The sequence below is a fragment of the Roseicyclus sp. genome, from assembly GCF_052168335.1.
GTDB lineage: Bacteria > Pseudomonadota > Alphaproteobacteria > Rhodobacterales > Rhodobacteraceae > Roseibacterium.
In genome coordinates this window covers 1-11,810 of sequence record NZ_JBQLZP010000078.1, presented here as the reverse complement: position 1 = coordinate 11,810, position 11,810 = coordinate 1, and the positions used below count along the sequence as shown (strand labels likewise).

The 11,810-nt window shown below is 68.8% G+C and carries 10 protein-coding genes, 1 tRNA gene and 1 pseudogene; 4 read left to right on the top strand and 8 right to left on the bottom strand.

Going from position 1 to position 11,810, the window contains the following annotated elements:
* Positions 1 to 1,007 (top strand): TRAP transporter large permease (locus ACTS11_RS02620; protein WP_442638792.1); only part of this gene is annotated, 1,007 nt, incomplete at its 5' end.
* Entirely contained in the window at positions 1,004 to 1,780 is a 777-nt protein-coding gene (locus ACTS11_RS02615) for an SDR family NAD(P)-dependent oxidoreductase (RefSeq protein ID WP_442638791.1), read from the top strand. The genes ACTS11_RS02620 and ACTS11_RS02615, both read left to right, overlap by 4 nt.
* A gap of 296 nt (positions 1,781 to 2,076) precedes the next feature.
* On the opposite strand, the gene ACTS11_RS02610 is transcribed toward ACTS11_RS02615, so the two are convergent.
* From ACTS11_RS02610 to ACTS11_RS02580, 7 genes are all read right to left on the bottom strand, one after another.
* Complete coding sequence (locus ACTS11_RS02610) at positions 2,077 to 2,835, bottom strand: SDR family NAD(P)-dependent oxidoreductase (protein ID WP_442638790.1); 759 nt, start codon at positions 2,833 to 2,835, stop codon at positions 2,077 to 2,079.
* 1 nt (position 2,836) lies between these two features.
* Positions 2,837 to 3,922: a Gfo/Idh/MocA family protein gene (locus tag ACTS11_RS02605; RefSeq protein ID WP_442638789.1), complete on the bottom strand. Its 1,086-nt coding sequence runs from the start codon at positions 3,920 to 3,922 to the stop codon at positions 2,837 to 2,839.
* Between the two features lie 4 nt (positions 3,923 to 3,926).
* The gene (locus tag ACTS11_RS02600) at positions 3,927 to 4,748 is read right to left on the bottom strand and encodes a sugar phosphate isomerase/epimerase family protein (RefSeq protein WP_442638788.1); all 822 of its coding nucleotides are present in this window, start codon (positions 4,746 to 4,748) and stop codon (positions 3,927 to 3,929) included.
* Between the two features lie 25 nt (positions 4,749 to 4,773).
* Positions 4,774 to 5,859 (bottom strand): ABC transporter ATP-binding protein, encoded by a 1,086-nt coding sequence (locus ACTS11_RS02595; RefSeq protein WP_442638787.1) that lies wholly within the window; start codon positions 5,857 to 5,859, stop codon positions 4,774 to 4,776.
* Between the two features lie 2 nt (positions 5,860 to 5,861).
* Positions 5,862 to 6,722, bottom strand: a complete 861-nt coding sequence (locus ACTS11_RS02590) for a carbohydrate ABC transporter permease (RefSeq protein WP_442638786.1) — start codon at positions 6,720 to 6,722, stop codon at positions 5,862 to 5,864.
* Positions 6,719 to 7,570 carry a carbohydrate ABC transporter permease gene (locus tag ACTS11_RS02585; RefSeq protein WP_442638785.1) on the bottom strand — a complete coding sequence of 284 codons (852 nt, stop codon included), beginning with the start codon at positions 7,568 to 7,570 and terminating at the stop codon, positions 6,719 to 6,721. Before ACTS11_RS02585 ends, ACTS11_RS02590 begins: the two co-directional genes overlap by 4 nt.
* A gap of 125 nt (positions 7,571 to 7,695) precedes the next feature.
* Positions 7,696 to 8,931 (bottom strand): ABC transporter substrate-binding protein, encoded by a 1,236-nt coding sequence (locus tag ACTS11_RS02580; protein WP_442638784.1) that lies wholly within the window; start codon positions 8,929 to 8,931, stop codon positions 7,696 to 7,698.
* Positions 8,932 to 9,235: 304 nt separating this feature from the next.
* On the opposite strand from ACTS11_RS02580, the gene ACTS11_RS02575 reads away from it, so the two are divergent.
* Positions 9,236 to 10,261 carry a LacI family DNA-binding transcriptional regulator gene (locus ACTS11_RS02575; RefSeq protein WP_442638783.1) on the top strand — a complete coding sequence of 342 codons (1,026 nt, stop codon included), beginning with the start codon at positions 9,236 to 9,238 and terminating at the stop codon, positions 10,259 to 10,261.
* Between the two features lie 763 nt (positions 10,262 to 11,024).
* Here ACTS11_RS02575 and ACTS11_RS02570 read toward each other — a convergent pair.
* Positions 11,025 to 11,114 (bottom strand) — tRNA-Ser (locus tag ACTS11_RS02570).
* 212 nt (positions 11,115 to 11,326) lie between these two features.
* Here ACTS11_RS02570 and ACTS11_RS02565 point away from each other — a divergent pair.
* Positions 11,327 to 11,810 (top strand): annotated as a pseudogene (locus ACTS11_RS02565) (SPOR domain-containing protein); the annotation flags it as partial.

Sequence of the window (11,810 nt, the reverse complement as noted above, 5' to 3'; positions counted from 1 at the left end):
CCACCGGCATCATCGGCGCCTCGGTCGTGATGCTGACGGTGCTGGCGCTGCCGACGATGATCTCGAAAGGGTATTCCCCGTCCCTGGCCGCCGGCACGGTGGCGAGCGCGGGAACGCTCGGCATCCTGATCCCGCCATCGGTCATGCTTGTCTTCATGGGAGACCTCCTGACGCTGAACCTCGCGAAGCTCTTCGTCGCGGCCTTCATCCCCGGGCTGGTTCTCGCGGGGGTCTACCTCGTCTACATCGTGGTGACCTCGGCGGTGAACCCTTCGAGCGCGCCCAAGGCGCCGCCGATCCCGCCGGAAGAACGCGCGGGCCTGATGCGGGAATTCCTGATTTCGCTCGCCTTGCCGCTCCTGATCATCGTGGCGGTCCTCGGCTCGATCATCGGCGGCTTCGCCACCCCGACCGAAGCCTCGGGCGTCGGCGCATTCGCGGCGCTTCTGCTCGGGTTCATCCGGGGCCGGCTGAACTGGCCGACGCTTTCGGGCGCAATGGACGGCTCGGTGCGGACCATCGCGATGCTGTTCTTCATCTTCGTCGGCGCCACCGCGTTCGCCTACGTTTTTCGGCACATCGGCGGCGAGCATTTCATCGTCGAGACGGCGCGTAGCCTGGCGCTCGGCGATTGGGGACTGCTCGCGATGATGATGATCATGGTCTTCATCATGGGCTTCTTCTTCGACTGGATCGAGATCACGCTGATCGTCTTGCCGATCTTCGCGCCCATCGTGCAGATCATGGACCTCGGCGAACACGTGGCTCGGGCGGACCTGATCTACTGGTTCGCGGTCCTGGTGGCGGTGAACCTGCAGACCTCGTTCCTGACGCCGCCCTTCGGTTTCGCGCTGTTCTACCTGAAGGGTGCGGCGGGCGGCGCCGTGACCATGGCGCAGGTCTATCGCGGGATCATTCCCTTTGTCCTGCTGCAGGTCGGTGTCCTCGGTCTCCTGATCTGGCAACCGTGGATCGTGCTGGCCCTGCCCGAGGCGGTGCTGCGATGAGGCGCTTCGAAGGGCGGCGCGTGCTTCTCGCCGGCGGCGGGTCCATCGGGCCGGGTGTCGGCAACGGCAAGGCCGCCGCGATCCTCTACGCCCGGGAAGGTGCCGAGGTGTTCGTGATCGACCGGAATCCGGATGCGGCGGCCGAGACCGCGGCCCGGATCGAGGCCGAAGGCGGAAAGGCACTTGCCCACACGGCCGATCTGACCCGGCCCGACGAGGTGAATGGAGCCGTTGCCCGGATGCTGTCCGGGGGCGGAATCGACGTGCTGCACTACAATCTCGGGACCAGCGTGAAGGGCGGTGTGGTCGATACGCTGCCCGAGGACTGGGCCCGTGTCTTCGACGTGAACCTCAACGCCGCCTATCACCTGTCGCGGGCCGTGCTTCCCATCATGGAAGCCGAGGGCAAGGGTGCGCTCGTCTATGTCTCGTCGCTCGCCGGGCTACGCTCCGGACCCTATTCCTACGTCGCCTACGAGGCGTCGAAAGCGGCCCTGCAGCGCATGGCCCAGTCCATCGCCCGGGCCTATGCGGAAAAGGGCATCCGCGCGAATGTCGTCCTGCCGGGACCGATCGACACGCCGCATGTAACCGCGATCGTCGCGCCCGATGCCGACCCCGAGGCCCTGGCGGCCGCGAGGGCGCGGCTTGTGCCGATGGGCCGGCAGGGGACGCCCTGGGAGGTTGCGGAGGCGGCGATGTTCCTCGCTTCGGACGCGGCATCCTTCGTCACGGGGGTTCTGCTGCCGGTCGACGGGGGCATGTCGCTCTGACGGGGCGACCCGGCTGAACGGCGCGGGGCCTGCCAGCAGGGAAAACCGGATGCCAAGATGCCGCCCGCGGAGACACAGCCCCAGGATTGGGCGCCGGACGTCTCCAAAAGGCGTCTCGGGATGGTTGGGAAGGTGCCAAGCGACGGGCAAACGGGGTGCAAATCGCGGATTTCTCTCGGCGATATCGCGAATTTGCGTCCGTGGCGGACCGGACGGGACCGGGATGCGCCGACGCATGCCGGTCCCCTGCCCTGCCCCAAGCGCGCCTTGCATACAATGAAGACTTTAGGCACCCCCTAGTTGTAGAGGCCGCCGTCCACGCCGATGGCCTTGGCGGTGACGTATCGCGCACCGCTGGAGGCGAGGAAAAGGTAGGCGGGTGCGATGTCCGCAGGCGTTCCCTGCCGACCGAGCGGCACCCCCTCGGCGACGATCCTGGCATGCGCCTCGCGGCCGCCCATGAGGCGGATCACCGGCGCGTTGAAGCCGGTGTCGACCCAGCCGGGGCAGATCGTGTTCACCGTGATGCCGTCGGGCGCCAACTCGAGCGCGAGGGCCGTTCCGAAAGCGATGAGGCCCCCCTTGGACGCCGAATAGGCCGTGCTGCCGGGGCCGCCCCTCTGGCCGGCCACCGACGCGGTGTTGATGATGGCGCCGCGCGACGACCGCCGGAGATGCGGGATCGCCGCGCGGCACATGAGGAACGGCCCGCGCAGGTTCACCGCCATGAGCCTGTCCCAGTCGTCGGCCCGCATCTCCTCCGCCGCGCCGACGATCTGCAGGCCCGCGACGTTGACGAGGCAGTCGAGCCCGCCGACGGACGCCACCGCCCCGGCGACGATCCGGGCGGCGTCGGCCTCGGACGCCACATCGCCCCGGAAGGCGCAGGCGGCGCCGGTGGTGAGCGCCGCCTCATCGATGCGGGCGGAGATGTCGGTGACGGCCACGACCGCACCCGCATCGGCGAAGGCGCGGGCCACCTCGTGGCCGATACCCGTCGCAGCCCCGGTCACGAGGACCCTCAACCCCACGAGGTCGCTGCCGAGAGGGTCCATCTCACCTCCGCACGGTGACGGGGGCGCGGGACCACTCGGCCTCGTAGAGGGCGGCGACAGTCGCGAAGTTGAAGCGGATGCCGGCCTCGTCGAGCGACGGCGAGGGCCCGCCGTCGATCCGGGCGGCGAGAGCGACGAGCGGCAGATGGTGGAAATGCGGCTGCCCTGCCATGGGCATCGCCTCCACCTCCTCGGAGACCGTGGCGCCCAGATCGACGAAGCGGGTGATGCGTGTCATTCCGTCCTCGTAGGGCGGCAGCCATTGCCAGCAGAGGCCGCCCCGCGTGCCCTCGAGGCTCAGTTCCCGCAGGTTCGGCCCGTTCACGCCGTTCGCCCGCTCGTAGAGCATGGGCAGACGGGTGCCGTCGCCGAGGTCGAGCGTCAGAGTCGCGACGACGTGGCTCTCCACCTCGATCGGAACGTCCGGCGGGTCGTCGCGACCCTCGATGCCGCCGGTTCGGGCGAACTCCACCGTCGCGGCGACCGGGCGCAGGACGTCGAAGAGCATCGCGAAGTCGTAGACCGCCCAGTCCATCACGACGCCGCCGCCCGCGGCTTCGCGGCTGAGGAACCAACGGCTCGCGGGCTGGTACTCCACCCCCGGCCGCATCCGCTGGAGGCGGTTGACCATCCGCAGAAGCGTCAGGTCGCCGAGCGCGCCCGACGCCAGGATCTCCCGCGCGCGCCGCATCGCGGGCTGGTCGTTGAACCGGATCGCGCAGTCGCCGACCATCCGTCCCGCGCGCCGGGCAGCCTCGAGAATGGTGTCGACTTCGGCCAGAGTGCGGCCGAGCGGCTTTTCGCAAAGGACGTGGAAGCCCCTCTCGAGCGCCATCAGGCACAGCGGCGCGTGAAGCCAGGGCGGCACGGCGACCACGACGATGTCGCGGGGGCCGGCCGGGGCGTGGGACAGCATCTCCTCCGCCTCGGCGAAGAGCCGCGCGCCCGGATGCTCGGCGGCGAAGGCGGCGCGCGCCGCCTCGGAGGGGTCCGCCGCCAGGATCTCGGTCTCGCCGAGTGTGGCCGCTGCGGCCGCGTGGTGCCGGGCGATCACACCCGCGCCGATGAGGAGGACACGCCGCGCCATGCGCTCAGGCTCCGATGGCACTGAAGAGATCGGCGACATAGTCGCGGCTCGCCCGATGCGCCTCGACCGGGTCGCGGGTCATCGGCGTTGCGGTCTCGTAGGCGTGCTCGAGGACGAGGAGCGGCCTTGCGCCACGCTCCTCCAGCATCCCCGCCACCCGGGCGAGGTCGATGTCGCCGTCCTCCACCGCCTCGGCCCAGACGCCGCCATGGCTCTGGCGCAGGTGAAGCTCGCGCACGCGCGACCCGTAGAGCCGCACGATGTCCTCGAGCGCCACCTGCGAGTTGCCGGCGCCGCGCCAGACCCAATGCACGTCGAGACAGAGCGAGACTGCCGCGGGGTCCGTCGCCGCGAGCATGTGGTGGAACTCGCGTGCCGAGGCCTGCATCTCGGGCGCATGGGTATGGTAGAGAAGCTCTGCCCCCTGCGCGCGCAGCAGACGACCGAGCGCCTCGACGCTCTTCGCCTGGATGCGCAGCTCGGCGTCGCACTTCAATGCGCCCTCCGGAAGCGGATCGGGGTTGAAGATGAACTTCCGCACCCCGTGCGGCATGAGCGCCTCGACGATGGCCAGCGCATTGGCGGCGGCGGCAGCCGCGTGCTCCTCGGTATGGAAGGCGCCGAAGACATAGGCCGAACGCATGCCGAGCCCCGCCTCTGCGGAATCCGCTGCGACGGCGGCCACCTGGTCGGCCGAGGCGAAGGCGTCCTCCCACCCGGTAAGGCCCGCGGCTTTCGCATCCCGCATGGCGCGCCTGCGGTCATAGTCGCGGCCTTCGCGCCGGGCGATCTGCGTCCAGCCGTAGACGTTGGTTCCGATGAACACCTTGGCTACTCCCTGATCCTGCCTGTCATAGTCTCGCGCCGCTTCCGGGATCGAAGAGCGAGACGCCCTCGATCTCGGCCCGGATGTGAAGCCTGTCGCCGAGCGTCGCGGCGGCCTCGGGGGCCACGCGCGCGGACATGGTCTGCCCGGCGATGTCGAGCCACAGGAGCGTGTCGGCGCCGTGCGGCTCGACGCTCCGGAGCCTGACCTCGACCGTGCCCTCCGCCCGACCGGCGGAGACCGCGATCCTCTCGGGCCGAAGACCGAGATGCACCGCGCGCGGGCGGCCGTCGTAGGGCGCGGCGAAGCCGTAGCCGCCGAGCGGGAGCACGCGGTCGCCGATCCGCGCGACGGGCGTGCCGCCCTCGTCCGAAAGCTCCGCGTCGAGAAAGCTCATTGCGGGCAATCCGATGAAATCGGCCACGAAACGGGTCGCGGGCCTGCGGTAGACCTCGTCGGGCGTGCCCACCTGCTCGATCACGCCGCCGTTCATCACCGCGATGCGGGTGGCGAGCGTCATGGCCTCGATCTGGTCGTGGGTGACGAAGATGAAGGTCGCCCCGAGCTTCTCGTGCAGCGCCTTGATCTCGTTGCGCATCTCGTTGCGGAGCTTGGCGTCGAGGTTCGACAGCGGCTCGTCGAACAGGAACAGACGCGCGTGGCGCACCAGCGCCCGGCCGATGGCGACGCGCTGCCTCTGTCCGCCCGAGAGCTGGGCCGGCTTGCGGTCCAGAAGATGCCCGATCTGGAGCAGGTCGGCGGCCCAGTTCACCTGCGCGTCGATCTCGGCCTTCGGCTTGCCGGCGACGCGCAGCGCGAAGGACATGTTCGCCCGTGCCGTCATGGTCGGGTAAAGGGCGTAGGACTGGAACACCATGCCGATCTCGCGCGCGTTCGGCTCGAGCCGCGTGACGTCCTTGCCGTCGAACAGGATGCGTCCGCCCTGCACCTCGTCGAGGCCAGCGATGGCCGAGAGGAGCGTGGATTTCCCGCAGCCGGACGGCCCGAGGAGCACGACGAACTCGCCGTCCGCGATGTCGAGGCTGATGTCCTTGAGAACGACATGAGTGCCGTAGGAGCGGACAAGCCTGTCGATGTGGACCTGTGTCATGGCTATCCCTTCACCGCGCCGGACGTGACGCCCCGGACGAAGTACTTCCCCGACAGGAGGTAGATGAGGAGCGGCGGCAGCGCGGTCAGGAGCGTCGCGGCCATGTTCACGTTGTGCTCGGGCACGCCCGTGGCGCTGGTGTTGACCAGCGACGCGACCGAGACCGTCATCGGCTGCCATGTCTGCCCGCCGAAGATCAGCCCCAAGAGGTAGTCGTTCCAGACCCCGGTGACCGAGAGGATGCCCGCGACGATGAAGACGTTGAGCGACATGGGCAGGATGACCCAGCGGTAGATCTGGAAGAAGCCTGCCCCGTCGACCCGCGCCGCCTTGATGAGCTCGCCCGGCAGCCCGACGTAGAAGTTGCGGAAGATCAGCGTCAGGATCGGCAGGCCGAAGAGGACGTGAACCGTCACCAGCGCCGTCAGCGTCTGGTGTATTCCGCCGAGCGCGAACATCCGGACGAGCGGGTAGATCATGATCTGGTAGGGAACGAAGGCGCCGACCAGAAGAAGACCGAGGATCATCCCTCCGCGCCGCAGGTTCCAGAGCGCGAGCGCGAAGCCGTTGATCGACGCGATCACCAGCGAAATCGACGTGCTGAGCACCGTGATGACGACCGAATTCCAGAACCGCCCGCCGATGCCGGTGCAGTCGCGCCCGATGCAGGCGCTGCTCCAGGCGGTCGCGAAGGCCTCGAGGTCGGGCGCGCGCGGCAGGACGAAGACGGAGGCGCCGCGCGCCTCGTCGCTGTCCTTCAGCGCGGTGAGCAGGACCACGATGAGCGGCAGGGCGAAGAAGAGCGCGGTCGCGACGAGGAAGGCGTAGAGACCGATCCGGCCGATGGAGACACCCTGCGTCATGCGGCCTCCCCCCGGTAGCGGCGAATCACCGCGATGAGGCCGAAGATCGCCGCGACCGTCAGCAGGAGGAGCGTCGCCGCGGCCGAGGCGAGGCCGATGCTCGACCGCTCGAAGTAGTGGTCGACGATGAATTTCGCGGGAACGTCCGTCGAGAAGCCGGGCCCCCCGCCCGTCAGCGCCACGACGAGGTCGTAGCTCCGCACCACGTTCATGGCCAGCAGGACGAGGCAGGTCACGACCACCGGCCAGAGCATCGGCAGGACCACGTGCAGGTACATCCGCGACCGCGGGATGCCGTCCACCCGCCCCGCGCGCCATATCTCGCCGTCGATCGACTGGAGACCGGCAAAGAGGATGACCATGGTCAGCCCCGCCGAGTGCCAGACGCCGGCTATGACGAGGGTGAAGATCGCCTTCTCCGGGCTCGACAGGAGGTCGAGCGTGAAGGTCTCGAACCCGAGGCCGCGCGCGAACTCCTGCAGGCCTGTCGTGGGGTTCAGGAGCCAGCGCCACGCCAGGCCGGTGACGATGAAGCTCAGCGCGATGGGATAGAGGAACAGGGTCTGGAACAGGCTCCGCCCGCGCACGCCCTGGTCGAGCGCGATGGCCAGCAGGAGGCCCACGAGCAGACAGCAGCCGATGTAGAGACCGCCGAAGACGAAGAGATTGGTATAGGCGACGTGCCAGCGGTCGGTCGACAGCAGCCGCTCATACATGTCGAGGCCGGCCCAACGGCTGACCGGCAGGATGCGCGAGGGCGTGAACGACAGGCCGACGGTCCAAAGGATCGAGCCATAGTAACCCACGACCGTGAACAGGATCGTGGGCACGAGCACGAGGCGGGCCATTGTCCCAGGTCGGACGATCATCTGCCGGTCGGTCCCTTTCGGAGCGCCATTCAGGGGGCAAGGCGGGGCGGGCGCGGCGGGCGCCCGCCCCACGGCCGAAACCGCGGGAGGGTGGTCTCTGGCCTTCAGGTGTCCGACAGGACGATGGAGGCGAAGCGCGCCGCGGCATCCTCGGGCGTGACCGAGGCGTCGGACCAGAAGTTCATCAGGAGGTCCCCGATCTGCCCCTGCGCATCCCCCGAGAGAAGCGCGTTGGGGTTCGGCACCGCGTTGCCCGCCGCCATCCCGGCCGCCACCATCTGCGAACATTCCGACAGCTCGGCCACGCTCGCGTCGGTGCGGGACGGGATCGATCCCTTCTCGATGGAGAAGCCGGTCTGGACGCCCGGGTCGAGAAGCGCGCGGATGAAGTCGTCCTGCCCCTCCGAGTCTCGGCCGAGGTCGGGGAACATGAAGCCCGTGGCGCCCACGATCCAGGTATCCCCGCCCGCGATCATGCAGCCCCAGTCGGTTCCGTAGTCCATGCCCATCGCCGCGAATTCGCCGCCTGCCCAACTCCCCATCACGAAGACGGCGGCCTGCCCCTCGGCGACGAGGTTCAGGGTATCCGTCCATCCCCGGTTGGTATTGCCGGCATCGGCCATCTGCGAGAGCGCGCGCAGGATCTCGAAGCTCTCGACCACCGCGTCGCTCTCGCCGACGGAGGCGTCCTTGTCGCGGTAGAATGCGAAGTACCCGTCGCTGCCGATGAGCGAGGTCAGGATCGAGAAGTGCAGGATGTTGAGCTGCCAGCCCTGCGCGCCGACGGCGATGGGGATGATCCCGGCCGCTTCGAGCGACGGCCCCTGCTCGACCAGTTCGGCCCAGCTCGTCGGGGGCTCGAGCCCCGCCGCGGCGAAGGCACTGGGCGAGGTCCACATGAAGTTCTGCGTCTCGAAGGCGACCGGCACCGCGAAGAGGCCGCCATCGGCGTCGCTGGCGATGTCGATGGCGAATTGCGGCAAGGTCGCCACCAGCCCCTCGGCCTCGACGAAGCCGGAGATGTCGCGCAGCACGCCCTGTTCGCCCAGATCGACAGCCTCGCGCCCGATGGACAGGAACATGCCGCCCGGCGGATTGCCGCCCCCGATCCGCGACGTGAAGAGCGCCCGCGCGCCGGCCGCGTGGTCGGGCGGGACGATCTCGACCCAGTTGGAGCCCAGCGCCTCGACCCCGTCGGCGACGTACTGGATCGCCGCCGATTCCGCGCCCGAACTCAGCCAGTGAATGACTTCCACGTCCTCGGCCAGCGCAGGCCCGCCAAGGGCCGTGCCGGACAGGAGCACCGCCAAAAGAGCACGCCGCCCGGCGCGTCCGTTCATGTTCATGACATCCTCCCTCGGGGTTCCCGTTCGTCCCCGGCATGTGATTCCCCGGTTCGCGCGGCAAGGCCCCCGCGCCGGTGAGTCAGCGTGGCAGCAGCCGCAGCGGAACACAAAAGGGGATCACATCAGATTCCATCACGGAATGCGGACGCATCGGTGAAGACGGGATTCATTTTCAACAATCCTTTGCCATTCCGCGGGAACGGGGCGCGCGGTGGCTTGGGAAAGAAGGCCGCTTGATGTGAAGTACTTCAACCCGCAGGATCGAAGACGGGAGCCGAGGGCCTGAGGATCGACAGTCATGGGACGCGCGACAATACCGGACATTGCCCGCCGGGCGGGTGTCTCGACGGCGACAGTCGACCGGGTCCTGAACGGGCGGAAGGGGGTCAGCGCCGCCAACCGGCAGCGCGTGATGGAAGCCGCCGGGCAACTCGGCTATCTTCCGCTCGAGGGGCAGGTCGTGCTGCCCGCGCGGCGCGTGCAGCTCGAGTTCTTCATCCCGCGCCGCCTCCAGGCTTTCCTCACCGAAGTCGCCCGCCACATCGAGGACTTCGCCTCCACCCTGCCGCTGGTGTCCTCGATCCGCGTCCACGATCTGCCGGACCTCGCGCCGCGAACGCTGGTCGAGGCACTCGGGGACCTGTCGCTGGAGACCAAGGGTGTGGGCTTCGTCGCCGTCGATGACCCCCTGACCCGCCATGCCGTTCACGAACTGACGGACGCCGGGGTCAAGGTCGTGACGCTCGCCTCGGACCTCCAGTCGACGCCGCGAGCCGCCTATGTCGGTGTCAACGACCGGATCGCGGGACGGACTGCGGGCCTCCTCCTCGGGCGGTTCCTGGCGCGGACGGAGGGGCGCATCGCGCTCTTCGCCGGGAACGGCGAGCTCTACGGGCAGCGGGAGCGCGCCTTCGGCGCCCGCGCGGTTCTCGAGGCCGAGCATCCGCACCTGAAGGTCATGGACCCTATCGATGTGCGCTCGGACAACCAGCGGTCCGAGGCTGCGGCGCTCGCCCTCTTCGACCGCTACCCGGATGTGGTCGGCCTATACTGCATGGGCGGCGGGCGCACCGGCATCGCGCGGGTCGTGTCCACGCTTCCGCGCGACGGACGTCCCGTGGTCATCATGCACGATCTCTCCGACAGCGTACGCCGCTTCCTCCTCGACGGCGTGATCGATGTCGTGATCGACCAGAACGCGCAACTCGTGGCCGAGCAGGCCGTTGTCCGTCTCCTCGGCGCCATCGCGGTGGGGACCCGGTTCCTGCCCGAGCACTTCATCGAACCCCGGCTGATCCTCCGGGAGAACATCCCCATCGGCTGACGTCCCACGAGATGGCGGGTCCAGCGGAACCAGTCCCGCGGACCTGGCAGACCACTTCGAACCAGTCTCAGCCGGGACGGTGACGCTGCCCATCGATCCGCGCAGAGACCGCGCCACCCGGCGAGAGCGGTGGCGCGGCTGTCGTTCATGAGCGTTCCGGCGCCGCCCCGGGGCGACAGGGCGGAAAGGCTGTCTGCCGGAAAGACCCCTTCCGGGATCGGACACGTGCGGCACGGCAGTCCTCGCCGGCGTATCTGTGGAGTGTACTGCAAACGGCCATCGGCCTCCGCTCGGCGCCCTCATCCCGGACAAGGCTCGACCCGTCCGCCCGTTTCTGATCGGCAAGAAGCTGCCGCGCGACTGGGATGCCCAGGAACGGAAGCTTCGGAACGACGGCTGACCCCGTTCCCTGATCCCGACCGCGTTGTCCCCGCTCTCGCGAACAAGTTCCCTGTTCGGCGAGAGTAATCCACTGTTCCATTGAGCAGGGAATACGTGAGCAGGCCCCTCACATGGATGCGGGATTTTTCCTTGAAGCTGGCCTCGGCACCTCCGCTTGCCCGAAATTCCCTGTTAATTCGATGCTCTCGGGGAATCCGGCCGAAAACCGCACCGGCCGAACTGGCCGACTGGGACGGGCCGGGTGTCGGCGTGGGAAATGGTCGCGAAGGTGCGTCTCTGTCGAAAATTTTGCGGGGTAAGTCCCGGAAATTGCGCAAGGTTTTCCGGCGCGTCCGGTACAGGGAAATGAGACGGGGGCAAGTGGCGGAGGAGGTGGGATTCGAACCCACGGTGCGCTCTCGCGCACGCCGGTTTTCAAGACCGGTGCCTTCGACCGCTCGGCCACTCCTCCGCGCAGGGCGAGGGGATACGCGGGCGGGGGCGATTCTGAAAGGCGTGTCCCGCAGCCATCACCTCGGCGAAAGCTGAGCGTGCCGGGTTTTCAGATGCCCGCGAAGCAGGTATTGTCCAGCGCAAAGTGTCTTGACGGTCCGGAACAAGGGCCGCGGGACGAACAAGGCGCCGGACAAGCCGGGCCATGATTGAGCGCGGAAAGAGCAGCAGATGACCGAGCACCATCCCATGCGCACGTATGTCCGGCGTCGCGGCCGGGTCGCCCTGACGCTTTGTGCCGTCACCGCGCTCTCCGCCTGCGGAGAGACGGGGGCTGTGGACTTCTCCTTCGGGTCGCGGAACGCGTCCGCCGAGGGCCCGGCGCAGATCGGCGCCACGCCGCTCGCGGAGCGCGACGTCGAGGCGCCCGAGATCTTCGCGGCCACCGACGAGGGGCTCTGGGACGGACGGCCCTCGCTCGGCGGCGTCTGGGTCGCGCATCCCGACGTGGCCGACCCCGAGCGCGTGATCATCCGCAACGAGGAGAACGGGCGCTACGTGATCGGGGCGCTGTTCCGGCGCGAGCGCGAGAACCCGGGCCCGGTCATCCAGGTCTCGTCCGATGCCGCCGAGGCGCTGGAGATCCTCGCGGGGGCGCCGGCCGCCCTTCAGGTCGTGGCCCTCCGGCGCGAGGAGGCACCGCCCGCGCCCGAAG